Source organism: Clostridium sulfidigenes (assembly GCF_052067195.1).
Classification (GTDB): Bacteria; Bacillota; Clostridia; order Clostridiales; family Clostridiaceae; genus Clostridium_J; species Clostridium_J sulfidigenes.
In genome coordinates this window covers 191,650-217,097 of sequence record NZ_JBQHQR010000005.1, presented here as the reverse complement: position 1 = coordinate 217,097, position 25,448 = coordinate 191,650, and the positions used below count along the sequence as shown (strand labels likewise).

Here is a 25,448-nt window from a genome sequence, read left to right as displayed (position 1 = left end):
TCTATAGATTAAATACATTATAAAAATGAAAAAACAAGATTCAACATCAATCTAAAGCTAAATCTTGCCTCTTATTTTTATTTTAATCTTGCCACTAAGAACATAGTTTTCATTCCCATAGCTGTAAACTTGCTTTCATACTCTGTAACCACATTATCTTCAAATCCACTATTATGTAAATTATAGGTTATAAATTCTAAAGAAAATCCTGCTTCTTTAAAGTATTCTTGAGAATCATTGAATAAATCTACATCATCGGTTTTAAACCATATCTCTCCATTTGGTTTTAAAAACTTTTTATATGATTGTAAAAATTTCGTATATGTAAGTCTTCTCTTGTTATGACTTTTTTTCGGCCAAGGATTACAGAAGTTTATATATATTCTATCTATCTCATCTTTACCAAATACGTTGTCTATAAGCATTATATTAAGAACTATAAGTCTTGCATTTATATCCTTTGCTCTTTCTATTCCTTCAAATGATGCCATAACTTTCCTTAATGCATATACTACAACTTCATCTTTTAAATCTATTCCTATATAGTTTACATTTCTATCTTTAATTGCACGTTGACTAATATGTCCTCCCATACCACAACCTAACTCTAAATGAATAGGATTATTATTTTCAAATTCTTCTCTCCATTTTCCGCAATGACCATATTTATCATATATTACAATATCACTAGCTTCTAATTCCGGTCTTGCCCAATGCTTTTTTCTAAGTCTCATAAATTTCTCTCCTCGATATTAGTTTATTAATTTATATTATATATTTATTTTGTCTGTATAAACTCTATAAAAATAAATATGTAGCTATAGCTGCAAAAATATCATATATATGCTGACCTGGTATTCCAACTACATAATCTAAAATTGAAAATCCACCTATAATAGGTAGAACTAATATAATAAATATTAACATATTATTTTTATACATTATTGTTTGAAATCTTTCAGATTTATCTCCTAATATATCTACTATTATGCTAAATCCATCAAAACCTGGTATAGGTAATAAATTTAATATAAACCAAGAACAATTTATTATAGCTGTTTGTTGGATAATTAAATATATTATATACTTAATATCACTATTTCCTGGTATAAACTTGACATATAAAGCTAGAGCTATTGTAGCTATAAATCCTATAGTCAAAGTAGTTAGAAGTCCTCCAAGTCTTATTTTTAAATCATCTTTATAAAGATTTTTAAAATTTGATTTATTAATTTCTACAGGTTTTATCCATCCAAAACCTATTATAAGCATAAATATAAACCCAAATACACTGATGTGCTTCAAAGGATTTAAAGTATTTCTTCCATACTCTTTTGGGGTATCATCACCAAGTTTTATAGCAATTTTAGATTGAATATATCCCTTAAATGTAAATGCAACTAAAATTGCTGGTATCACTAAGATTCTTCCCAGTAAATAATTGTTATTCATCCTTTTCACTCCTTCTGCAATACTCCTAGTATATCATATTTTTATCAATCTTTTTAATTCTTTTATTAATATAAAATTTCTATTATTTTTTCAACTAGCCAGTTTAATAAATAACACTTGTATTATATCTTTACTATAGACTTAGTTACACTATTAAAATACAAAAATAGCTGAAACCCGCATGGATAAAACAACTATTTAACTATTTAACTATTTATATATTTAACTAGTTCCATATGTAACATTTTAAATAGGTGCAATTTTAGCTATGCTCACTCCATGTATTAATAACTTTTCTTAAATATAATATTGGAGCATTTGTAACATTTATCACTTTAATTAACTACAGAGCCAAAAAAAGAACCAATAAATATTATAAAATACTTATCGATTCTTTACTATTATATAAATACTATAAAAATTATTATATCCTAATAAATTTGCGATTTATACTACAAACGTTGAGCAGCTTCAAAAGATAGTGGTGATCTTTCACATTCATCATATTTCAAAGTTACTTGGTAACACAATTTACTACCTTTCATTCTTTCAGATGCATAACACAACCCATTAGACCTAGAATCCATAAAGGGGTGATCTATTTGGTCTGGATCTCCAATAAGTATAAGTTTTGTTCCAATACCTACCCTAGTTGTAATTGCCTTTACTTGCTTTGGAGAGAGATTTTGAGCCTCATCAATAATTACCCACTGTCTTATTATTGATCTACCTCTTAAATATGCTATGGCTTCAGTGGTTATAATCCTTCTATCAAATAATTCATTTACCTTATCTTGTAACTCTTTTTCATTTTTATATCTTTCTTTTTCATCTGAATCTACTAGAACTTCTAAATTATCAAAAATAGGTCTCATAAATGGAGATATTTTTTGTTCTTCAGTACCTGGTAAAAAGCCTATTTCTTCATCCATAGTTACATTAGGTCTACATACTAATATCTTTCTATATTCACCAGTTTCTTCTTCTATAATTTTCTGTAATCCTACTGCTAAAGAAAATAATGTTTTGGCTGTTCCTGCTGGACCTTTTACTATACTTAAAGGAGCCATATTAGATGACGTAAATAGACACTCTAACATGAATCTTTGTCCTACATTTCTAGCACTTAATCCAAGGGGTTTGCTATCCTTATAATGCAAATGTACTATATTTTCTCCATCAAATCTGCCTAGTGCACTTTGTTTTTTATTTTCTAAGGAATGCATAACTAAAAATTGATTTGTATAAAGGGTAGGAGTATAATACTCATCATTTTCTTCTTGATAACATACTATGTCATTTTTAGATATAACCTTTTTTGAATAGAATTCTGAAAGCTTATCTTGTGAAACATAGACTTCCATTCTACCAGTATACTGCTCATCTCCAGCTGGAACTACCTTCTCATAAAAATCTTCGCTTTTTACATTAACAATATCTGCTTTTATTCTTTCAAAGGTATCCTTTGTAATTAATATAACATCTTCCCCAGCATCTTTTAATGCCTTACATACTTGGAGTATCCTGTTATCAGCTTTATTTCTATCCCAAAACTTTGGAACTTCTGCATTTAAGCAATTAGTCTCTATTCTTAATTTACCACCACCAGGAAGAGGTACTCCTTCATTCAAATTTCCTAACTTTCTTAATCCATCTATAATTCTCGATGCCTGTCTAGCATTTAACCCAAGGTCAGTTTTATTTTTTTTAAAATCATCCAGCTCCTCTAATACCACCTCTGGTATTACTACATCATTATTACCAAAAGATAATAATGCTCCTGATGAATATAATATAACGTTAGTATCTAACACATATGTTTTTTTCAAGTCATTCTCCTCCTCTCTTATACTATAATATATGAGTGACTTCTTATTAATTGAATTAATTTTTTAAATTTATATAAATATTTTATTGTAATTGCTATAATATATTATATAATATAGCTATATTATATAATAATCATTATCCATTCTTTCCCTTTGACAATGGATAATATTTATTATATAATATCTATAATAAATAACTATAGAGGTGATTCAATGGATATTAATTTTACCCAAGTTTTCAAAGAAAAAAAACTGAAACTTACACCTCAGCGTATAGCCGTATACAATTACTTGAAATCAACAAAAGAACATCCATCAGCTGAAACAATTCATAAAGCTTTAAAAGAAGCGTATCCAACTATGAGTTTAGCAACAGTTTATAAAACGCTAAAGGTTTTAGTAGACGTTAATTTAATTCAAGAGATTAATGTTGGAGAAGGCAACTTTAGATATGATGGTTTTGCTGATCCACATCCTCATATACATTGTATAAAATGCTCTAGGGTAGATGATTTAGAAGGTGTTAACTTTGATTTTCTAAATTCTAGTGTAAAAGATAATACAGATTATGAGATTATTTCTAATAAAGTATATTTTTATGGACTATGCCCTATGTGCAAGAAATCAAAATAAGAGATTAGATCATCTAATCTCTTTTTTATTTGTCTAATTTTTAATAATTATTATCTCTCTTTACACATATAATTTATAGAGGGGTGATTATAGTGTATAAGAAAAATAATTTGCATACTAAATTATTTAATATATTCTTATTTGTATTAGCTACTTTATGTTTTTTTAAACTATTTTTTGAAGATAACTTAAAAGAGAAAAATGTATTCAACTTATCTGAAGAAAATATTGTAATTAATGAAGATTTAAATAATGATAATAAAAAAGATTCCATACTTATTAAAAAATCCAACTCTGACTTATTAGCTCAGGTAAATTTAAATAGTAATGAAACCTATAGTTTAAACTATGATAAAAATTTGCAGACCCTTGGAGAATACTGCAAGTATTGGCCTGTAAGGGTATCTACCTTAGATATTTCTAGAGATAATTCTAAAGAAATATTTATTCAAAGCTCTTTTCATAATAAAGCTGTTCAACATATTTTTTCTTGGAATGGAAATGGATATGATGACATATTTTGTTCTACTAATAATTTATTAGGATTTATAGATAGTGCTAATAGTAGAACTCCTAAAATTATATCAGGTAATTTTCAAGATAATAATATTAATTTAAAGGGATATTTATATAATAAAGGCTCCCTTAAAGAATTTAATGATAATCTGACTACATCTTTACCAGGCAAGGATACTATAACTAACTTTATATGCCTAATAGAAAGTTTGCCTGACCCTTACTTGTCTGTTCCCAACTATTTTTACTCTCAAATAAGCGGTTCAGATTTAGAGAGTATTTTTAGACTTGCTAATGGATCAAATTATTATAAATTTCAAGATGGTTATTTTACAGATTTAGCTTGGGATAATACAGGAAATATAACCTGTGAAAATTGGATATTAAACTTTAGAGTAATAAGCACATCTGATAGTAAAAAAGTAAGTAGTTTAACTATAAATTTAATGATAAATAAATATAATGATAATGATTTTCCATTTAAAATTACCTCTGTTAATATATATTAAGTTATTTTACCTTTTTAATTTTCTCCTCCCATTATTGGAATTATTATATTCAAAAAATAAAAATGGGACCTAACGGTCCCAGGGGGATGGGGGGGCCTCTAAAATTACTTCTAGAGGTTTATGGAGATTTTAACTTCCATTACATTTTTATTATTGACTAAATTATATTTTATATACATCTTTTTTAAATATTTTAATCTTTTTCTAAATTATTATATTCAAAAATTTTTTGTAATAATTTAATCTTATTTGGATCAATGAGTCTAATCAATATATTTATAATCTTATTATACTCTTCCTCCGTTAACCCTTTTTCATCTCTAAATATGTTCTCTTCAATTATATCTGCTTCATCTACTGTAGTAATATTTTCTTCTGAAAACTCATCACTTTTTATAATGTCATTTATGTCTAAATTATTTAAATCTACATTGGAAAAATCTATTCGTGAAAACTCCAAGTTATTCATGTTATTCAATATGGCATTAAAGTCAAGATTAGCTAATATTTCATCTACTGATTCTTTATCTTTTTTTTTTATCTCTGTATACTCTTCAACATTTTCATTATTGACATTATTACTATCACTATAATTATTAGAATTCATATTCTGTAGCAATGTTTTTAATTGTTCTATATCCTCTGGTTTAATCTGAGATAAAAATTGTTCTATAGAACTATGATTATTTACTGAATTATTACCATTGTTTACATTATTAGAAGGTGCTTGCGTATTACCTCCCCCTAATAAAGAAGATATCATGCTAATTAAATCACCACTATCCCCTGTGTTACCTCCGCCTATGCCTAAATTGCTAAGCAAGTCCAGAATACCATTAAAGTTTCCGCCCATGCCTCCTAATATACTAGCCAACGGATTATTTCCTGCCATATTATTCATTCCCATTGGGTTGTTCATTCCCATTGGGTTGTTCATTCCAACTGGATTATTCATTCCCATTGCACCTAAGTTAGCAGCCATATTCATTGCATTCATGCCCATATTATTATTCATTGGATTATTACCATTATATCCTCCAAAGTATCCATTATTATTTTGCTCTTGCACATAATTTTCTTCTCTATCTCTTTTTCTATGCTTATGCTTTCCCATCTACTCACCTCTTTACTTATTATAAAATTTTAAAAAAGCAATCCATGAATAACATGGACTGCTAATTTTCTTACTTTTCTAGAAACCCCCCTATACTGGGCCATGGTTTACATCATTCTTTATCCATTGTTATTTCTACTTTTATAAGCAGTCCTTACTTTTGTTTAAACATCTTATAGTTTAGCAACATTTACAGCAGCATTGTTTTCTGCAGCAACATCCATTATTAAAGTTATTATGGCCAAATCCAACATTTCCTCTATTAAATCCAAATCCACCAGAGCAACATAACCAATATAAGAATATTAAAGTTAATGCATTTCTAGCACTTGAATTACATTCTGTGTCTAGCAAACACTGATTTTTTAGAATTACGATTAATAGTAGAATTGTACATGGTTGAAAGCCGCAACCTGAATTTCCTATATTTCCGCATCCACACATCATAAATTCCTCCTTCTTGTGAAGTGTACTTTCTAATTATCATAGATTAATCACTTAAAACCATTTGTTTATACTTATTAACTTTTTCTCTTGATAATTAATAATCCTTTAGTTAGTTTGATATTTATTGTATTATGCACAACAAACTTTTATTCTTTTGCATTTACATTTTCTTTCTTTGCATTTACATTTACAGCATTTACACTTGCATTGACATCCACATCTACATGAACATTGGTTTCCACACATTGATCCAAAGTTGCAGTTTCCTAACATATTATTACTTCCACATCCACCATTGAATCCACATAACCAATATAAGAAAAGTAATGTTAATGCATTTTTAGACTTTGATGAACCATCTAGTAATCCTTGATTTGCAAGAATAACTATTATTAAAAGAATAGTACATGCTTGTGAGTTACCTCTATTATTTGAATATCCACACATTTATTCATTCCTCCAATCTTTATTTATCGTTTTCTTATCTATAGGCTTATCTACTCTTTATTCTTTAGCATGGTTTACATACTTGTTGAGGTGTTCTTCTTATAAGAAAAATTGCTATTATAAGAATTATTTGGCATATATTACATCCGCCAAAGCCACCAAAACCACTATTTCCAAAACAACCAGTATTGCCACTACATTGATTTTGATTGCAACATGGGTCACAACATGGTTTACAACATTGGGTAAATTGGCATGGGTTGCATGAAGCAGTTTCTATAATATAATGCTTTTGTTTTTTACGATCTTTTCTTACTCCACCGCAGCAGCAGCAATATTCTTTACATTTGCAGCAGCAAGGTTCACAGCAACAGCATGAGCAATCACAAGGATCACAACAGCAATCATTTCCACCGCATCCACAGTTTCCGCCGAATCCACCGAATCCACCGAATCCACAGTTTCCTCCGAATCCACCGAATCCACCACATCCACAGTTTTCTCCGAATCCGCCGCATCCACGGTTTCCGCCGAATCCACCTCTACAGAAAATTAGTATTATTATTATCCAAATTAGTATTTTTCCACTTCCAAATCCAAAGTTTTGAGAAGGGTTTCCATCTGTACATGTTCCGCCAAACATCTGATATAGATTTGAATAGTCACTCATAGTTTTTATCCTCCTATTATATTTACATTTTTATATCATCATTTGTATAATACACTATATGATTTTGCTTAAGTTTTGACACTGATAATTATATTTTTGAAGTTTTTTTATATATTTAATCTATAGTATTTTTAGTGTGTTTTTCCTAAGCCTCTTTACTACAATATATGTTTTTCCATAAAATCGGTGATAAAAAAGTCATCTCATAATTTTCAATAAAGAAAATTATGAGATGACTTTTTATTATGTTATTACTATAAAATTATCTTGCTTAGAAGTAATATAACAGTAGAAACTCCATTAACAAATAAGTGGGTAAATACTGAATACCAAAACCCTTCCTTTTCAATTAGATAGCAGTTGAAAAAACTTACTACAAATAACGAAGCAAAAGCACTAATACTAAAGTGAATAGATGCAAATAATATACTAACAATAGATGCAGAAATTATAAATCCAAACTCACCCTTAAGTCTACTTCTTAAAAACTTACCATAAAATAAGTACCTAAAAACGAATTCTTCAACCACTGGTGCAAAAATAACTGTAAAAGGAATAGTTATTATAAAAGAAACTAAATCATAATTACTTAGCATAGTTATAACTTGTTGTTGTTCAATAGGTATTTTAAACAATAATAGTAATAAGAACCAAAACAAACCACACATTATTATAAATCCATAAACTAATAACACATATATCAATGCTTTACCTATTTTAAAGTCACCTAAAGAAAACCTGTATTTTATATAATCATCATTCTTACATTTTGAACTAACCCAATTAGCTAAAATAAAAATTATTAAAACAAAAGGTAATATATTATTATAAAGTTCCGGTAATAAGAAATACAATGATATATATGCTATAATCACTATAATTTTAATTAGCTTAGAATTTCTTTTTATTTTCACTGTTCTTAGATAAAATACTAGTGGTAAAATATAAAGCATAAATATAATAAATAAATTTCCTAATATCTTCAAATAAACACCCCTCTTTAATCACATATATACTTATATGTTTAAAAGTAAATCAATATTATTATATCATAAATAAAGGGTCATTGATTTTTCTAATCAATAACCCTTTATTTTATTCAAGTCCTAAGTCTTTAAATATTTCCTCAAGTAATTCTTCTTTTCCTTCCTTTTTTAAAGAAGAGAAGAACAATAATTTATCTTCTTTTCCAAGCTTTAAGGTTTCTTTTATTACCTTAGCACTCCTCTGTAATTCACTTTTAGTTAACTTATCTTTTTTAGTTGCTACCACTATAACTTCATAACCATAATGCTTAATCCACTCATACATCATTATATCATCACCAGTTGGTTTATGCCTACAGTCCACTAAAATAACTACTTTTTTCAATTCTGGCCTATTTATTAAATATTGTTCCATCATTTTTCCCCAAGTAGCCTTCTCGCTTTTTGACACTTTAGCATATCCATATCCAGGTAAATCCACAAAGTATAGCTTATTATTTATAGTAAAGAAATTTATAAGTCTTGTTTTGCCAGGTGTACCACTTACCTTTACTAACTTTCTTCTATTTGTTAAAGTATTAATAAGTGAAGACTTTCCTACATTAGATCTACCAACAAAGGCAATTTCACACATTCCATCTTCTGGATATTGGGTGGGCTTTACAGCCGAAGTTTTAAATTCCGCTTGTTTAATTTCCATTTTTATCTTCTCCAACTAGTGCATTCTTCAATACATCTTCAATTTTTTCTACTGGTATAAACTTTATTTTATTTTTTATAACTTTTGGTATATCCTTTAAGTCTTTTTCATTAGCTTTAGGAATAATTATAGTTTTTATTCCCATTCTGTAAGCAGCCAGACTTTTTTCTTTAAGTCCCCCTATAGGTAATACTCTACCAGTTAAAGTAACTTCTCCTGTCATAGCTACTGAATATTTTATTTTTCTGTTATTTAAAGCAGAAACCATAGCTGTAACCATAGTAACTCCAGCGGATGGACCATCCTTTGGAATAGCTCCTTCTGGTATATGAATGTGTATATCTTTATTTTTATAAAATTCTTTATCTATACCATACATGTCACAATGAGCCCTTACATAACTGTAACCCGCCTTAGCTGATTCCTTCATTACATCTCCTAGTTGGCCTGTAAGTTGAAGTTTACCATCGCCTTCCATTACTGCTACTTCTACGGGAAGCGTATCACCACCATATCCAGTCCATGCAAGACCTGTGACTACTCCAATCTTATCTTCTTTATCTAAATCATCATAGCTATACAATTCAGAACCTAGATACTTCTTAACAGTTAAAGAATTTATAGTTATTTTTTTCTTATTACTTTCCATTATCTCGGTTATAGATTTTCTTATTACTGAAGCTATTTTTCTTTCTAGATTCCTAACTCCTGATTCTCTTGTATATCTATCTATTATAGTTCTTAAAGCACTTTCATTAACTATAATCTGACCATCTTCCACAGAATATTCCTTCATAACTTTAGGTACTAAATATTTCTTTGCTATTTCATACTTTTCTTCTGTAGTATAGCCTGAAACCTCTATTACTTCCATTCTATCTAATAGTGGTCTAGATATAGTATCTAAAGTATTTGCTGTAGTTATAAATAATACCTTTGACAAATCAAACTCTACATCTATATAGTGATCCCTAAAGGTCTTATTCTGTTCTGAATCTAGCACCTCAAGAAGAGCATCTTCTACATTTCCTTTATAATCCTTTGATACTTTATCTATTTCATCTAAAAGACATACTGGATTTTTGTAACCAACTTCCTTTAATGCAGATACAATTCGTCCTGGAATTGCTCCTACATACGTTTTTCTGTGGCCTCGAATTTCAGCCTCATCTTTTACTCCACCTAAACTCATTCTTACAAATTTTCGTCCTAGTGAATTAGCCACTGATTTTGCAATAGATGTTTTACCAACCCCTGGAGGTCCAACTAAGCATACTATAGGTGACTTTAATGATTTACTCATTTTTCTAACTGCTAAATATTCTATAATTCTTTCTTTTACGTCTTCTAGTCCGTAATGTTCCTCATCTAAAACTTTTCTAGCATTAGTTAAGTCTAAATTATCTTTTGTTAGCTTATTCCATGGCATACCTAAAATAGTGTCTAAATAAGTTTTTACAACCGATCCCTCTTGAGATGAAGACCCAATATTTTTAAGTCTATTAATTTCAAATTCTATCTTAGTTTTAACATCTTTAGGTAATTTAATTTGCCCTAATTTTTTTTCATAATTAGCTATTTCTCTTCCAAACTCATCCTCTTCTCCTAGTTCTTCTTGAATTACCTTAAGTTGCTCTCTAAGATAGTACTCCTTTTGAGATGCACTTACTCTAGCTTTAACCTTATTACTTATAAGCTTCTCTACTTTTACAACTTCAATCTCTTTTTTAAGAATAACTAATAATTTTTCCATTCTTTCTTTTATTGAAGTAATTTCTAATAACTCCTGCTTTACATCAGCCTTTACCGGTAGAAATGCACTTATTACATCGCAGTATACACTATTATCTTCTTCTGCTTCTAATTCCATTATTAAATCTTTAAATTCTTCACCAGCTAATTCTAAGTAATTAATAAACATATCATTTAGTGAGTTTTTATATCCTTCAGATTCTGTTTTATCTTCTATATCAAACTCTTCAACAGCTTCAACTTCTGCACTTATACAATCATCTTCATCTAAATATTCTACAAGCTTAGCCCTATATTCTCCCTCTACTAATACTCGCAAGTGATTCCCTGGCAACTTCATAAATTGCTTTATTGTACATACACATCCAACATTATATATATCTTTTTCAGTTGGATTTTCAGTAGTTGCTTCTCTTTGACTTATTATAAATATCTTCTGATCTTCATCCATGGCTCTATTAATTGCTTCTATAGATTTCTTTCTTCCTATATCAAAGTTTAAAGCCATATGTGGAAAGATACTTAATCCCCTAAGGGGAATTAATGGAAGTTTCATTATTTGATTCTCCATAACATCTCCTCATTTCTATCTAATCTATTATTTAATCTTACTTAATTTCATATTATAAAATCTTATCTAGTTTACTCAAACTAATAATTCAACCTAAAGTATTTATACAGGAATCTTTCAGGGCAATGCAGTATTTTCTTTTTTATTGTAAAGTATAACTTTTATAAGAAAATCCTACTTTAATAAAACATCTAAATGATATGTGTTTATTGTATTAATTATAATTAGACTAGTATATTATACCTATAAAAATATAATTTTTCAATTAAATAATCCCTATAAAAGTTTTATCCATTGAACTTCTATAGGGATTAGCTTTAAGCATCTAATTGTGGTAACATATTCAATTCAAACCCTTGATCTTTTTTTTCTACGCTTATATGAAGAATTTGTTCTTTTATTATTGCTTCATCTATTACTTCCTTTATAGTATTTACCGGTATTACTTGTATATCTTTATAATCTTTATATACCTCTTGCCAATTTTCTTTTGGAATTAAAACCTTTTTTGCACCAGCTTTTATAGCGCCAGTAATCTTAGCTGTAACACCACCAACTGGCTTTACTTCACCATGAATAGATATTTCTCCTGTCATAGCTATATTATTATCTACACTCCTACCTGTTATTGCACTATAAATTGCAGTAGTCATACTTATTCCAGCAGAAGGACCATCTACAGGTATTCCCCCGGGAAAATTAACATGTATATCGTATTTTTTTGTATCTATGTTGTATATTCTCTCCAACACTGTAATTACATTATCAATAGAATTTCTTGCTGTACTTTTTCGTTTTAATTTTCTCCCCTTATCTCCTAATTCCTCTTCCTCAACAATACCTGTTATTTTTACTATTCCTTCTCTATCTCTTGCCTTTGTTGCTGTTGCCTCTATTTCCATTACAGATCCAACATTTGAACCATATACCGCAAGGCCATTTACATAACCAACCTTTGGTTTCGCACATATTTTTTTATTAGGCTTTGGTGAGTATTGTCCGTTCTCAATAACCCATTGTATTTCATTTATACTAACAGTATTTCTATTTTCATTAATTACAATTCCACAAGCTAATTGAACCAAATTTACAGCATCACGACCATTATTAGCAAACATTCCAACCAGTTTTGCTGCTTCTTCGTCTATTGATATTCCAATTTTTTCTGCTGCATTTTTTGCAATTATCTCTATTTCATCCCCATCTAGAGCTCTAAAAAATATTTCTACACATCTAGACCTGATAGCTGGAACTATTTCTTCTGGACTTCTAGTTGTTGCACCTATTAATCTAAAGTCAGCAGGAAGTCCTTCTTCAAATATCTCTTTAATATAAGATGGCATATTAGGGTCTTCACTATTATAATATGCACTATCCAAAAATACTTTTCTATCTTCTAAAACTTTCAATAACTTATTCATTTCTATAGGATGTAATTCTCCTATTTCATCAATAAATAGGACTCCTCCATGTGCTTTTGTAACTGCTCCAGGTTTTGGTTGTGGTACCCCTATAACACCTAATGGGCCCGCCCCCTGATATATTGGATCATGAACTGATCCTATTAATGGATCCGCTATTCCTCTTTCATCAAATCTTATAGTTGTAGCATCAATTTCTACAAAAGAAGAAGTTTCCTTAAATGGTGAAGCTGGAATTAGTTTTGCCTCTTCTAATACCAGTCTTGCTGCTGCTGTTTTTCCTATTCCTGGAGGTCCATATATTATAACATGTTGAGGATTGGGACCACATATGGCTGCTTTTAAAGCCTTAATTCCCTTTTCTTGACCAATTATATCTTCAAAATTTCTAGGTCTACTCTTTTCTGTTAAAGGCTCGGTCAAACATATACTTTTTAACTTCCTCAGCTTTTCAATTTCTTTAGTGTTCTCTTTATTAATTGTAATCTTAGATGATTTTTGTCCCTTTAATGCATTAAAGAAGTAAATTCCCATTACTATTGTAACTAATAGTTGTATTAGCATAATTAAAATCGCTACTGGTTCCATATCAATATTAGCCTACTTTATAAGCAAACTAATCTTCCCTCCCTTTACTAATTATTTGAGTCACAATAGTATTATTCACAATATATTGGATTAATATTCTATAACAAGAAAAAACTGCTGAAATTCAGCAGTTTTTATATTATGCAAGTTCAGGTGTTCTCTTTACGCCCTTTTTACTATCTATTTTTAAAGGTTCTCTTTTTCCATTGTCTGCAATGATATATTCAGGAATCTTTGTATTTAAAGTTTCTTCATGAATTATAACCTTTTCTATTTCTTCACGTGAAGGAATCTCATACATTATTTCCTGCATTATATCTTCTATTATTGCTCTTAATCCCCTTGCTCCTGTGCTTCTCTTTATTGCTTCTTTAGCTATAGCTATAAGAGCATTTTCATCAAATTCAAGTCTAACATCATCAATTTCTAATAACTTTTGATACTGCTTCACTAATGCATTTTTAGGTTCACTTAATATTTTTACAAGAGCATCTTCATCTAAGTTATCTAAAGTTACTATTACAGGAATTCTTCCTACAAACTCTGGAATTAATCCAAACTTCAGTAAATCACCTGGCATTATTTGCTTAAATAATTCTCCTAAGTCTTGTTTTTCCTTAGATATCACTTCTGCACCGAATCCCATGGCTGATTTTTGAGTTCTCTTTGTTATAATTTTTTCTAATCCATCAAAAGCTCCACCACAAATAAATAATATATTAGATGTATTTATTTGGATAAACTCTTGATGTGGATGTTTTCTTCCTCCCTGTGGTGGTACAGAAGATACAGTTCCCTCAAGAATTTTAAGTAAAGCTTGCTGAACACCTTCACCAGAAACATCTCTAGTTATAGATGGATTTTCAGACTTACGTGCAATCTTATCAATCTCGTCGATATAGATAATGCCTCTTTCAGCTCTTTCTATATCATAATCAGAGTTTTGAATTAATTTTAATAATATATTTTCTACGTCCTCACCTACATATCCAGCTTCTGTAAGGGTTGTAGCATCTGCTATTGCAAAAGGTACATTTAACATTTTTGCTAGTGTTTGAGCTAATAAAGTTTTACCTGAACCTGTTGGTCCTAAAAGAAGTATATTACTTTTTTGTAGTTCTATATCATTATCCATAACATTAGAATTTATTCTTTTATAATGATTATACACTGCTACAGACAAAGCCTTTTTAGCATCATCTTGCCCTACTACATACTGATCTAAATACTTTCTAATTTCTTTAGGTTTAGGTAATGTGCCCATGTCAATTTGGACATCCTCTTCTCTTTCGTCTACTATGATTTCAGAACAAAGCTCGATGCACTCATCACAAATATATACACCTGGACCTGCAATAAGTCTTCTTACTTGCTCTTCACTTTTTCCACAAAAAGAACATTTAAATTTTTTCTTTTCTTCATTTCTTGGCATGTTGACACCCCTTTAAAGCTATTTCTTTTTAACAATTACTTCATCTACTAATCCATATTCCTTAGCTTCATCCGCGGACATAAAATAATCTCTTTCAACATCTTGTTTTATTTTATCTAAAGGCTTGCCTGTTCTTTCACTTAATATTTCATTAAGAGTTTCTTTTATCTTTAAAATCCTTTTAGCATGAATATCAATGTCAGTTGCTTGACCTTTAAATCCACCTAACGGCTGATGTATCATTATCTCACTGTTAGGAAGCGCATATCTTTTTCCCTTTTGTCCTGCTGCAAGTAAAAAAGCTCCCATAGATGCAGCCATTCCTACACAAATTGTAGAAACCTCCGGCTTTATATAGTTCATCGTATCATAAATTGCCATTCCAGAAGTTATTGAACCACCAGGGCTATTTATATATAGATATATATCCTTATCTGGATCCTCTGACTCTAAAAATAAAAGTTGCGCTACAATTAAACTAGCAGTAACATCATTTACTTCATCTGATAAAAAAATAATTCTTTCTTTTAATAATCTAGAATATATATCATAAGATCGCTCGCCCTTACCAGTTTGCTCTACAACCATTGGTATATAACTCATAATTACAACCTCCTTACTATTGTAAATATATTAGAATATTTACTATTATATCCTCATTAAAATTATTTTAACCTATTTTATTTAAAATAATTGCCAGTATATACTGGCAATTATTAATTAACTTAAATAGTTTTGCTATTTTCCATTATCATGTTCTTAATTTTTTCATTTACTATTTGAGTTCCAAGGTATTCTCTTTGAACTTGAACTAATCTATCAACAGTTTCTTCCATTTTCTCAGCTTCACCATACTTGCTAGCAATCTCTGTAGCTTTTTCTCTTATCTCATCTTCTGATGCTTCAATTTTCTCAGCTTTAGCAATTTCACCTAATACTAATTCGTTTTTAACATTTTTAGTTGCTATATCTTTCATTTGTTCTCTAAAGTCAGCTTCTGAAGTATTTGTAAACTTGAAGTAACTTTCTATATCTAAACCTTGATACTTTAATCTATTTTCTAAATCTTGTAGCATTCCATCTAATTCTCTATTTACCATAGCATCTGGAATTTCCACATTAGCATTAGCTACTACAGTTTCTATAACAGCCATTTCATATTCATTTATTGCTTTCAACTCGTTAGCTTTTACTAATTCTTCTCTTATATTGTTTCTAAGTTCCTCTAAAGTTTCAAATTCAGAAACCTCACTAGCAAATTCATCAGTTATTTCTGGTAATTCTTTTTTCTTAACTGATTTAACTGTTACCTCAAATTTAGCTGGTTTTCCATTTAAATCTTCTTTTCCATATTGTTCTGGGAAATTAACCTTTACATCTTTAGACTCTCCAGCTGTTAATCCAACTAATTGATCTTCAAAGTTATCAATAAAGCTACCTGAACCAATTTCTAATTCGTAATCTTTAGCTTCTCCGCCTTCAAAAGCAACTTCATCTACATAACCTTTGAAGTCTATAACAGCTATATCACCTTTTTCAACAGCTCCCTCTTTAACTTCTACTCTTGTATTTTGAGCTTGTAATTCTTTTAATTTATTTTCTACATCCTCATCTGTAACTTCTACTACTTCTTTCTTTGCTTCTATTCCTTTATAAGCACCTAATTCAACTTCTGGTACTACTGGTACTGACGCAGTATATATAAATTCCTTACCTTCACCAATTTGAACAATATCAATTGATGGATAATCTACTGGATTTATATTATTTTCTGCTAATACTTCTGGATAAGTAGTTTCATATATGTAGTTTATAGCATCCTCATATAATGCACCTTCACCATAGTATTGTTTAATTATATTCATTGGAGCCTTACCTTTTCTAAATCCAGGCACATTGAATTTTTTCGCATTTTTTGCATAAGATTTTTTAACAGCTTCTGCAAATTTATCTGCTCCTATTGTTACTTCAAATTTAACAACGTTTTTTTCTAGCTTCTCCATTTTAACGTTCATTATTTCTTCCTCCTAATATTCCCAACTCTGTATTTCTTAAAATTATAACATAAATTTAGTAAAGTAAATAGTACATTTCATTATTTAACTGTTAGTCAGATACATCATCATTCTCTAAATTTATGATAATAAATTAAATATTACCTAATAAATTATACAATAATACTATTATTATGTACAATACTTTTTCCCATGATATATTTATTCAACTATTTTACCATCTTTATCCACAACTATTTCCTTATTGTCTAAAGATATAGTAAGACCCTTATCTGTTATTTGTCCCACTTCAAAAGTTTTTCCTTTTACATTATAAAATCCCCTATGGGTATTACTCTCCATATTATATATCCACAAATACTTATCATCACTGTTATTTATCCAAGGCAAGCTACTAGAATATGCAATATGTGTATTGTCAATAAATTGTGCACTTTCAACCCATTTATAAGAAGGATTATATTTTAATACGTTTTCCTTGTTAAATACTTCATTAGTAGTTGATACGTACTGTTCATTGGTAATGTTTATTAGTTTCTCGTTACTATTTAAAATATACATATCTTGAGCTTCTTTGTCTAAAATTAAAATCATTTCTTGTGATGGGGCTATACTACATTTAACTTGTGAATCTGAATCAATTGTGTTGATTTTCTTAACTTGATCTTTTTCTTCATAATTAATAGTAACTTTTTTTCCTGATTTAAGAACTACATCTGAATAGGTTTTAGTAGACTTTTCCTCTACAACACTTTCCTCTTCAGAATTTTCTTCAGTTTTATTCTTATTTTCTTCTGATTTATGGTTATTGTCCTCTGTACTTTCTTTAATAAAAAAATTTTTTATAGCCACTATTCCTTCTCTATTAGTAAAAACTAATCCAGTTATCCCAATAACCATTATTATAATCAAAAATATAATCATATATTTTATACGCCTCAGCTTTAACTGTCTGCGATAATCCTTACTAAACATACTTGGCTTTTTCCTCACAGCTTTTACCTCCATAGTTAACTTTATTATTTCACTATACATTTTGATTAATAATTATATTCTCATAACTTATTATAACTCAACTTATTATAAATTAACATTTTTTTATACCAAATCAATTTAAATTTACAATTAATTTATTTAATTATATTAACCGGCTTTATTTTTTGTTTTATGTTTCCATTTATCATTGCTGTATTACTTTAATATATGAAATTGTATTTTACAACAAATTAACTTCTCTCTGTTTCAAAATTTCATTTAAACTGTTATATTCATCTTCAAATTAACCTTTAATGAAAATTGTTAAATGTCTCCTTGCAATTATCTTTTTTACTGAATTTCGCAAATTTAATCCTTTACTTGTTTTAATTTTCTCAATTTTTAATCTTTTATCCCTGTTAAAAAAACTGTTGTTTTTCATCTGTTATAGTTGTACAATTATAACAGATGGAGATAAAATTAAATTTAAATTCAAATTATTATTTAATAATTTCAGTACATAAAACAAATAAACTATATCTGTTTTATACTTTAATTTTATTAAAAATTATTTTTTAGGAGGATTATATATGTTTACTCAATGGAATGGCTTTAAGGGCAAAACTTGGAAAAAGGAAGTTAATGTAAGAGACTTCATTCAAACTAACTATACTCCATATGAAGGTGATGCATCATTTTTAACAGGTGCTACAGAAGCTACAAACAAATTGTGGAATGAAGTAAGCGAATTATTTAAAAAAGAAATAGAAAACGGTGGCGTTTTAGATGTTGATACTAAAACCATATCTAAAATAGATGCATATAACCCAGGGTATATAGATAAGAATCTTGAAAAAATTGTTGGTGTTCAAACTGACGCTCCACTTAAAAGAGCTGTTATGCCTCAAGGTGGAATAAGAATGGCTGAAACCGCAGCTAAATCTTATGGATACGAAATCGACCCTTTGATTTCTGAAATATTCTCAAAACATCGTAAAACTCATAATCAAGGAGTTTTTGATGCTTATACAGATGAAATGAAATTAGCTAGAAAGTATGGTATAGTAACAGGTTTACCAGATGCTTATGGAAGAGGTAGAATCATAGGTGACTATAGAAGAGTTGCTTTATATGGTATAGATAGATTAATAGAAGATAAAATTCAACAAAAGAAAAGCTTAGAAGTTAGCACTATAGATGCTGATGTTATTCAATTAAGAGAAGAATTATCTGATCAGATAGTGGCTCTTAACGAGTTAAAAACAATGGCAGCTAGTTATGGATTTGATATATCAGTTCCTGCTAAAAATGCTCAAGAAGCTATTCAATGGTTATATTTTGGGTATCTTGGTGCAATAAAACAACAAAATGGTGCTGCTATGTCTCTTGGTAGAACTTCTACTTTCATTGATATATATATTCAAAGAGATATCGATAATGGCACTCTTACTGAAGAAGATGCTCAAGAAATGGTAGATCACTTTGTAATGAAGTTAAGATTAGTAAAGTTTTTAAGAACTTCTGATTATAACAACCTATTCTCTGGGGATCCAACTTGGGTTACTGAAGTAATAGGCGGTATGAGCTTAGATGGAAGAACATTAGTAACTAAAAACTCTTTCAGAATGCTTAATACATTATATACATTAGGAGCATCACCTGAGCCAAACTTAACTGTACTATGGTCAACAAGATTACCTCAAGGATTTAAAGATTTCTGTTCAAAAGTATCTATTGATACAAGCTCTGTTCAGTATGAAAATGACGATTTAATGACAACTTATTGGGGTGATGACTACGCTATAGCTTGTTGTGTATCAGCTATGAAAGTTGGTAAACAAATGCAATTCTTTGGAGCTAGAGTAAACTTAGCTAAGACTTTATTATACACTATAAATGGTGGTATAGATGAAAAATCGGGAGTACAAGTTGCTCCTAAGATGGAAAAAATCACTTCTGAATACTTAAGCTATGATGAAGTTATAGAAAAATTCGATGTTATGGTAGAATGGTTAGCTAAACTTTATGTTAACACATTGAATGTTATTCACTATATGCATGATAAATACTCTTATGAATCTTTACAAATGGCTTTACATGATAGAGATGTATTTAGAACAATGGCATGTGGTATAGCTGGACTTTCAGTATGTGCAGACTCTTTATCTGCAATTAAATACGCTAAAGTTAAGCCTATTAGAAATGAACAAGGAATAGCAGTAGACTTCGAAATCCAAGGTGACTTTCCTAAATACGGAAATGATGATGATAGAGTTGATGATATAGCAGTATACTTAGTTGAAACTATGATGAATAAGGTTAAAAAGAACAAAACATACAGAAATGCATATCACACTCAATCAGTGCTTACTATAACTTCAAACGTAGTTTATGGTAAAAAAACTGGTTCAACACCTTGCGGACGAAAAGCTGGTGAGCCATTTGCTCCTGGTGCTAATCCTATGCACGGAAGAGATAGTAGCGGTTCTTTAGCATCTCTAAACTCTGTAGCTAAATTACCATATGAATATTCTCAAGATGGTATTTCTAATACTTTCTCAATTATTCCAGATGCTTTAGGAAAATGCTCTGAAAACAGAATATCAAACTTAAGTAACTTATTAGATGGATATTTTGTGCAAAATGCTCATCACTTAAATGTAAATGTATTTAATAGAGAAACTTTATTAGATGCTATGGATCATCCAGAAAAATATCCTCAGTTGACTGTAAGAGTTTCTGGATATGCTGTTAACTTTATTAAACTAACGAGAGAGCAACAATTAGATGTTGTTAACAGAACTTTCCATGCATCAATGTAATCTGAATAAAAAGAATTAATTATAACAACATAGTAGAGATGTCTTAGTTAGATATCTCTACTATATTTAGTATTTTGAAAGGAACTTAAATTAATTTTATAGAGAAATTATTCAATTTATTTTTTGTATAAAGTTAATTATGTTATTTAGTTTAAATTGCAAGGAGGCTTTATAATGAAAACTGGTAGAATTCACTCAATAGAAAGCATGGGCCTAGTCGATGGTCCTGGTATAAGAACTGTAGTATTTTTTCAAGGATGCAAATTAAGGTGTGCTTATTGCCACAATCCAGATACTTGGAACTTAAAAGATGGTAAGGAAGTCACTTCTGAAGAAATTATAAGTAAAATCATAAGATTTAAACCCTATTTTCAACCTTCTGGAGGTGGTGTAACATTCTCCGGTGGAGACCCTCTTGTTCAACCTGAATTTTTATTAGAATTATTAAAAAAATGCAAAGAGCTAGGTATTCATACGGCTATTGATACCGCTGGCTATGGACACGGTGACTATGATGAAATATTAAAGTATACTGATCTAGTTTTATTAGATGTAAAACATATTAATAGTGATGGATATGTAACTCTTACTGGTAGGGATACACGAGATGTTAACTTATTCTTGTCAGCTCTTAGAAAATCTAAAGCTCGTGTATGGGTTAGGCATGTGGTAGTTCCTGGTTATACAGATACTTTAGAGCATATGGATAAGATAGCAAATATAATAAATGAAGAAATTCCTAATGTAGATAAAATAGAATTATTACCTTATCATCTTTTAGGTGTAAATAAGTATGAGAGTTTAGGTATAGACTATAGGCTAGATGGTGTAAATCAAATGGACAAAGAAACTTGTAGTCAACTTCAAGATTATTTAATATCTAAAGTTCAACAGAGTAAAAAGAGTAAAATTTCTTAATCTGTTAATACTTTTACATTTTTTTCCACATAATCCCCAAGTTTATCCACAGGTTAGTAATAAACCATAATTTAAATCATATACTTATAAGTTATACAATTCTATTTACTAACCATCTCTTTTATGAGATAATTACTAATACATTATAATATATATAATATTCAAAAAATATATTAATATAAATTTTATTCAAGGGGGAAATAGTATGAGAAATAATGCTATAGAATTTGAAAAATATATAGAAGAACATAGACTTCCATTAAACAAAGGACTCAATGTAGATGAATTTACCATCTTTTCATTTCCTGAAAAGATCACTATAAACGGAGTTACTAAGCCAGTTCTTGGAGGTGGCCAAGATAGAAGAGCTGTTATATCATTAAGAGATGATGATACATTAGCTGACATCTTCTGCTTTAATATAGCCTCTATATCTAAAGCTCAAGATAAATATAAGTTATATGCTTTATTCAATGAATTAAACTCTACATATAAATATGTATCCTTTTATGAGGATAATGAAATTATAAGTGCAAAAGTATCTCTTCCATTTAATGATAACTTTGATGCAGATTTAGTTTTCCAAATGCTTTCTATAATATTTAGAGCTGTAGATGAAGAATACCCTAAAATTCTTTCTACCTTGCACAACTAAATAAACTAGAAAACTAACATGCTAGTTTTAATTTTCTAGCATGTATTTTTTTAATTATTTATGTTATGGTATATAATGGCATTAGCTTAATTATAGTTAAATAGATCTCAAAGTCTTCATTATTCTAAAATTTAAATTAGAGGAGGAAAAAATGAATAAAAATAAAAATAAAAATTTTACTAAAATAATACAAATACTTTTAATAATAAATTTAATTCTATTGGCTATAGGACTCTTCAGTAAAATGAATTTTGTACTATCTCCTATAACTACAATTCTTAATGCCATGTTTATACCTATAGTTTTAGCAATTTTTCTTTACTATTTAGTGAGACCTGTGAAAAGATTTCTTCAAAATAGAAAATTATCAAGTGGAATAGCTACAGCCCTTTCAATACTATTGATAATAGTATTAATTGTATATATGCTTATATATTCTTCATCGATAATAGCTACTCAAGGTGAAAGTTTAACCATAGCTATTATTGAATCCGTACAGAACTTAGCAGATAAATATAGCTACCTATTTCCACAAATTAATGAATTTTTAAATATTGGTGAATTACTTCAAAAAGCCGCTAACTATTTAGTAAATTCTTTTACAGACATAAGTAAAAACATATATGTATTTGCTAGTTCTATAGGTAATTTTGTAGCTCAGATGATTTTAATACCAATAATAATGTTTTATATACTTAAAGATGACAAAAAAATATATAATACTTTCACTTCCTTTCTTCCAAGAAAATTTAAAAGTATTATATTGAAAATACTCCATGAAATCGATACAGTATTAAAACAATACATTACTTCACAGATTATGGTTGCTTGTGTCATCGGAGTTCTTATGTTTATAGGTTATGTAATCATCGGAATGCCTAATGCTCTTGTTCTATCTCTATTTTCTCTTATAACCGCCTTTATTCCTTTCTTAGGTGTAATACTGGGAATTATTCCAGCCATCCTTATATCCTTAAGTATGGGCTTTGGTATGGTACTTAAAATAATAATTCTTACAGTTATTGTTCAGCAGTTAGAAGGCAATGTTATAACCCCTAATATCACTGGTAACCAACTGAATATGCATCCACTGACAACTATTTTAGTAGTTACCATAAGTGTATACTTTGGAGGTTTCTTCGCAGCATTCCTTGCAGTTCCTATATATAACATTGTTAAAATTCTTGTTAAGAATTTATATTGTTATTTGATAAATAAGCATAATACGGAAATTACAGTTGAAAAATAACTTCCAATATTAAAATAAGCACTATTGATTTAACTCATCAGTGCTTATTTTTTTACTTTTTACTCTATCATTTTCTCTAATATTGTTGTTCCTGAGTAAATTTCATCATTAATCATAAATTAATAATAAAAAAAATACCAACGATTTCATCTACTGAAATCGTCGATATCACTACATTCATGGTACACCCAACAGGATTTGAACCTGCCACCGATGGATTCGAAGTCCAGCGCTCTATCCAGCTGAGCTATGGGTGCAAAAATAAAATATGAATTCCTTATAAAATACCTTCTCAAAAAATAAAAAAATGGAGCGGGTGAAGGGAATCGAACCCTCGTAACTAGCTTGGAAGGCTAGCACTCTACCATTGAGTTACACCCGCACATATTTAATTTAAAGTGGTCGGGGTGACAGGGATTGAACCTGCGACCTCATGGTCCCAAACCACGCGCGCTCCCATCTGCGCCACACCCCGATATATGGTGCGTCTTAAGGGATTCGAACCCCTGGCCCACGCCTTAGAAGGGCGTTGCTCTATCCAGCTGAGCTAAAGACGCATATTTTGGAGCGGGTGAAGGGAATCGAACCCTCGTAACTAGCTTGGAAGGCTAGCACTCTACCATTGAGTTACACCCGCATTTGGAGCGGAAGACGAGATTCGAACTCGCGACGTTCACCTTGGCAAGGTGACGCTCTACCACTGAGCCACTCCCGCATTTTTTTTATTTTTATGATTGGTGCAGGTGAAGGGAGTCGAACCCCCACGCCTAAGGCGCTAGATCCTAAGTCTAGTGCGTCTGCCAATTCCGCCACACCTGCATGTTTCATTTTGGTGGCTCACCGGGGGATCGAACCCCGGACACCATGATTAAAAGTCATGTGCTCTACCGACTGAGCTAGTGAACCATCTGGCTGGGATAGCAGGATTTGAACCTACGAATGCCAGAGTCAAAGTCTGGTGCCTTACCGCTTGGCGATATCCCAAAATTTAATGGGGTGAACGATGGGACTCGAACCCACGACAACCAGAACCACAATCTGGCGCTCTACCAACTGAACTACGTTCACCATATATGGTGCGTCTTAAGGGATTCGAACCCCTGGCCCACGCCTTAGAAGGGCGTTGCTCTATCCAGCTGAGCTAAAAACGCATGTATTGGAGCGGGTGAAGGGAATCGAACCCTCGTAACTAGCTTGGAAGGCTAGCACTCTACCATTGAGTTACACCCGCATTTGGAGCGGAAGACGAGATTCGAACTCGCGACGTTCACCTTGGCAAGGTGACGCTCTACCACTGAGCCACTCCCGCATTTTTTTTATTTTTATGATTGGTGCAGGTGAAGGGAGTCGAACCCCCACGCCTAAGGCGCTAGATCCTAAGTCTAGTGCGTCTGCCAATTCCGCCACACCTGCATGTTTCATTTTGGTGGCTCACCGGGGGATCGAACCCCGGACACCATGATTAAAAGTCATGTGCTCTACCGACTGAGCTAGTGAACCATCTGGCTGGGATAGCAGGATTTGAACCTACGAATGCCAGAGTCAAAGTCTGGTGCCTTACCGCTTGGCGATATCCCAAAATTTAATGGGGTGAACGATGGGACTCGAACCCACGACAACCAGAACCACAATCTGGCGCTCTACCAACTGAACTACGTTCACCATATATGGTGCGTCTTAAGGGATTCGAACCCCTGGCCCACGCCTTAGAAGGGCGTTGCTCTATCCAGCTGAGCTAAAAACGCAT

At 30.4% G+C, this 25,448-nt stretch carries 21 protein-coding genes and 18 tRNA genes; 6 read left to right on the top strand and 33 right to left on the bottom strand.

From position 1 onward, the window contains the following. Positions 1 to 77: 77 nt before the first annotated feature. The 3 genes from trmB to ACTNBA_RS08220 all read right to left on the bottom strand — a co-directional run bounded on the left by trmB (position 78) and on the right by ACTNBA_RS08220 (position 3,281). Complete coding sequence (gene trmB, locus ACTNBA_RS08230; protein WP_441073355.1) at positions 78 to 734, bottom strand: tRNA (guanosine(46)-N7)-methyltransferase TrmB; 657 nt, start codon at positions 732 to 734, stop codon at positions 78 to 80. Between the two features lie 64 nt (positions 735 to 798). After that, positions 799 to 1,452 (bottom strand): site-2 protease family protein, encoded by a 654-nt coding sequence (locus ACTNBA_RS08225; RefSeq protein WP_441073354.1) that lies wholly within the window; start codon positions 1,450 to 1,452, stop codon positions 799 to 801. A 452-nt stretch (positions 1,453 to 1,904) separates the two neighbouring features. After that, a complete protein-coding gene (locus ACTNBA_RS08220) occupies positions 1,905 to 3,281 on the bottom strand; it encodes a PhoH family protein (RefSeq protein ID WP_441073353.1) in 1,377 nt (458 codons plus the stop codon). Positions 3,282 to 3,494: 213 nt separating this feature from the next. On the opposite strand from ACTNBA_RS08220, the gene perR reads away from it, so the two are divergent. Beyond that, complete coding sequence (perR, locus tag ACTNBA_RS08215; RefSeq protein WP_035135687.1) at positions 3,495 to 3,914, top strand: transcriptional regulator PerR; 420 nt, start codon at positions 3,495 to 3,497, stop codon at positions 3,912 to 3,914. A gap of 92 nt (positions 3,915 to 4,006) precedes the next feature. Then, positions 4,007 to 4,939: a hypothetical protein gene (locus tag ACTNBA_RS08210; RefSeq protein ID WP_441073352.1), complete on the top strand. Its 933-nt coding sequence runs from the start codon at positions 4,007 to 4,009 to the stop codon at positions 4,937 to 4,939. A 193-nt stretch (positions 4,940 to 5,132) separates the two neighbouring features. Here ACTNBA_RS08210 and ACTNBA_RS08205 read toward each other — a convergent pair whose 3' ends face one another. The 12 genes from ACTNBA_RS08205 to ACTNBA_RS08150 form a co-directional block, all read right to left on the bottom strand. Then, entirely contained in the window at positions 5,133 to 6,053 is a 921-nt protein-coding gene (locus tag ACTNBA_RS08205) for a hypothetical protein (RefSeq protein WP_441073351.1), read from the bottom strand. A 180-nt stretch (positions 6,054 to 6,233) separates the two neighbouring features. Beyond that, positions 6,234 to 6,500 carry a hypothetical protein gene (locus tag ACTNBA_RS08200; RefSeq protein WP_441073350.1) on the bottom strand — a complete coding sequence of 89 codons (267 nt, stop codon included), beginning with the start codon at positions 6,498 to 6,500 and terminating at the stop codon, positions 6,234 to 6,236. A gap of 129 nt (positions 6,501 to 6,629) precedes the next feature. Further along, a complete protein-coding gene (locus ACTNBA_RS08195; protein ID WP_035135676.1) occupies positions 6,630 to 6,947 on the bottom strand; it encodes a hypothetical protein in 318 nt (105 codons plus the stop codon). A 64-nt stretch (positions 6,948 to 7,011) separates the two neighbouring features. Then, positions 7,012 to 7,617 carry a hypothetical protein gene (locus tag ACTNBA_RS08190; protein ID WP_441073349.1) on the bottom strand — a complete coding sequence of 202 codons (606 nt, stop codon included), beginning with the start codon at positions 7,615 to 7,617 and terminating at the stop codon, positions 7,012 to 7,014. Positions 7,618 to 7,871: 254 nt separating this feature from the next. Continuing rightward, positions 7,872 to 8,603, bottom strand: a complete 732-nt coding sequence (locus tag ACTNBA_RS08185) for a CPBP family intramembrane glutamic endopeptidase (RefSeq protein WP_441073348.1) — start codon at positions 8,601 to 8,603, stop codon at positions 7,872 to 7,874. 109 nt (positions 8,604 to 8,712) lie between these two features. Next, positions 8,713 to 9,303, bottom strand: coding sequence for a ribosome biogenesis GTP-binding protein YihA/YsxC (yihA, locus tag ACTNBA_RS08180; protein ID WP_150844424.1), 591 nt, complete (start codon positions 9,301 to 9,303; stop codon positions 8,713 to 8,715). Further along, on the bottom strand, positions 9,293 to 11,626 hold the full coding sequence (lon, locus tag ACTNBA_RS08175) for an endopeptidase La (protein WP_441073347.1): 2,334 nt from the start codon (positions 11,624 to 11,626) through the stop codon (positions 9,293 to 9,295). Before lon ends, yihA begins: the two co-directional genes overlap by 11 nt. A gap of 317 nt (positions 11,627 to 11,943) precedes the next feature. Beyond that, the gene (gene lonB / locus ACTNBA_RS08170; RefSeq protein ID WP_441073346.1) at positions 11,944 to 13,635 is read right to left on the bottom strand and encodes an ATP-dependent protease LonB; all 1,692 of its coding nucleotides are present in this window, start codon (positions 13,633 to 13,635) and stop codon (positions 11,944 to 11,946) included. A 139-nt stretch (positions 13,636 to 13,774) separates the two neighbouring features. Beyond that, the gene (gene clpX / locus ACTNBA_RS08165; RefSeq protein WP_346867101.1) at positions 13,775 to 15,067 is read right to left on the bottom strand and encodes an ATP-dependent Clp protease ATP-binding subunit ClpX; all 1,293 of its coding nucleotides are present in this window, start codon (positions 15,065 to 15,067) and stop codon (positions 13,775 to 13,777) included. A gap of 18 nt (positions 15,068 to 15,085) precedes the next feature. Further along, the gene (clpP, locus tag ACTNBA_RS08160; protein WP_035135664.1) at positions 15,086 to 15,670 is read right to left on the bottom strand and encodes an ATP-dependent Clp endopeptidase proteolytic subunit ClpP; all 585 of its coding nucleotides are present in this window, start codon (positions 15,668 to 15,670) and stop codon (positions 15,086 to 15,088) included. 122 nt (positions 15,671 to 15,792) lie between these two features. Beyond that, complete coding sequence (gene tig, locus ACTNBA_RS08155) at positions 15,793 to 17,082, bottom strand: trigger factor (protein WP_346877825.1); 1,290 nt, start codon at positions 17,080 to 17,082, stop codon at positions 15,793 to 15,795. Between the two features lie 201 nt (positions 17,083 to 17,283). Continuing rightward, positions 17,284 to 18,075 (bottom strand): hypothetical protein, encoded by a 792-nt coding sequence (locus ACTNBA_RS08150; RefSeq protein WP_035135662.1) that lies wholly within the window; start codon positions 18,073 to 18,075, stop codon positions 17,284 to 17,286. A gap of 572 nt (positions 18,076 to 18,647) precedes the next feature. On the opposite strand from ACTNBA_RS08150, the gene pflB reads away from it, so the two are divergent. From pflB to ACTNBA_RS08130, 4 genes are all read left to right on the top strand, one after another. After that, positions 18,648 to 20,879, top strand: a complete 2,232-nt coding sequence (gene pflB, locus ACTNBA_RS08145) for a formate C-acetyltransferase (protein ID WP_441073345.1) — start codon at positions 18,648 to 18,650, stop codon at positions 20,877 to 20,879. Between the two features lie 174 nt (positions 20,880 to 21,053). After that, positions 21,054 to 21,797 carry a pyruvate formate-lyase-activating protein gene (gene pflA / locus ACTNBA_RS08140; protein ID WP_441073344.1) on the top strand — a complete coding sequence of 248 codons (744 nt, stop codon included), beginning with the start codon at positions 21,054 to 21,056 and terminating at the stop codon, positions 21,795 to 21,797. Between the two features lie 205 nt (positions 21,798 to 22,002). Beyond that, complete coding sequence (locus tag ACTNBA_RS08135) at positions 22,003 to 22,452, top strand: type III secretion system chaperone family protein (protein WP_035135659.1); 450 nt, start codon at positions 22,003 to 22,005, stop codon at positions 22,450 to 22,452. A gap of 151 nt (positions 22,453 to 22,603) precedes the next feature. After that, the gene (locus ACTNBA_RS08130; protein WP_441073343.1) at positions 22,604 to 23,701 is read left to right on the top strand and encodes an AI-2E family transporter; all 1,098 of its coding nucleotides are present in this window, start codon (positions 22,604 to 22,606) and stop codon (positions 23,699 to 23,701) included. Between the two features lie 180 nt (positions 23,702 to 23,881). Here the strand turns inward: ACTNBA_RS08130 and ACTNBA_RS08125 are convergent. The 18 genes from ACTNBA_RS08125 to ACTNBA_RS08040 form a co-directional block, all read right to left on the bottom strand. After that, positions 23,882 to 23,958 (bottom strand) — tRNA-Arg (locus tag ACTNBA_RS08125). Positions 23,959 to 24,009: 51 nt separating this feature from the next. Continuing rightward, positions 24,010 to 24,083, bottom strand: a tRNA-Gly gene (locus ACTNBA_RS08120). A 17-nt stretch (positions 24,084 to 24,100) separates the two neighbouring features. Then, a tRNA-Pro gene (locus tag ACTNBA_RS08115) sits at positions 24,101 to 24,176 on the bottom strand. A gap of 5 nt (positions 24,177 to 24,181) precedes the next feature. Continuing rightward, positions 24,182 to 24,258, bottom strand: a tRNA-Arg gene (locus ACTNBA_RS08110). A gap of 6 nt (positions 24,259 to 24,264) precedes the next feature. Beyond that, positions 24,265 to 24,338: transfer RNA gene (locus tag ACTNBA_RS08105), tRNA-Gly, on the bottom strand. 3 nt (positions 24,339 to 24,341) lie between these two features. Further along, a tRNA-Gly gene (locus ACTNBA_RS08100) sits at positions 24,342 to 24,416 on the bottom strand. A gap of 20 nt (positions 24,417 to 24,436) precedes the next feature. Then, positions 24,437 to 24,520: transfer RNA gene (locus ACTNBA_RS08095), tRNA-Leu, on the bottom strand. Between the two features lie 11 nt (positions 24,521 to 24,531). Next, positions 24,532 to 24,607, bottom strand: a tRNA-Lys gene (locus tag ACTNBA_RS08090). A gap of 3 nt (positions 24,608 to 24,610) precedes the next feature. After that, positions 24,611 to 24,685: transfer RNA gene (locus tag ACTNBA_RS08085), tRNA-Gln, on the bottom strand. Between the two features lie 8 nt (positions 24,686 to 24,693). Beyond that, a tRNA-His gene (locus tag ACTNBA_RS08080) sits at positions 24,694 to 24,769 on the bottom strand. Positions 24,770 to 24,775: 6 nt separating this feature from the next. Next, positions 24,776 to 24,852 (bottom strand) — tRNA-Arg (locus ACTNBA_RS08075). A 6-nt stretch (positions 24,853 to 24,858) separates the two neighbouring features. Further along, positions 24,859 to 24,932 (bottom strand) — tRNA-Gly (locus ACTNBA_RS08070). A 3-nt stretch (positions 24,933 to 24,935) separates the two neighbouring features. After that, positions 24,936 to 25,010: transfer RNA gene (locus tag ACTNBA_RS08065), tRNA-Gly, on the bottom strand. Positions 25,011 to 25,030: 20 nt separating this feature from the next. Continuing rightward, positions 25,031 to 25,114: transfer RNA gene (locus ACTNBA_RS08060), tRNA-Leu, on the bottom strand. An 11-nt stretch (positions 25,115 to 25,125) separates the two neighbouring features. Then, positions 25,126 to 25,201: transfer RNA gene (locus ACTNBA_RS08055), tRNA-Lys, on the bottom strand. A 3-nt stretch (positions 25,202 to 25,204) separates the two neighbouring features. Then, a tRNA-Gln gene (locus ACTNBA_RS08050) sits at positions 25,205 to 25,279 on the bottom strand. An 8-nt stretch (positions 25,280 to 25,287) separates the two neighbouring features. Then, positions 25,288 to 25,363: transfer RNA gene (locus ACTNBA_RS08045), tRNA-His, on the bottom strand. Between the two features lie 6 nt (positions 25,364 to 25,369). After that, positions 25,370 to 25,446, bottom strand: a tRNA-Arg gene (locus ACTNBA_RS08040). Positions 25,447 to 25,448: the final 2 nt, after the last annotated feature.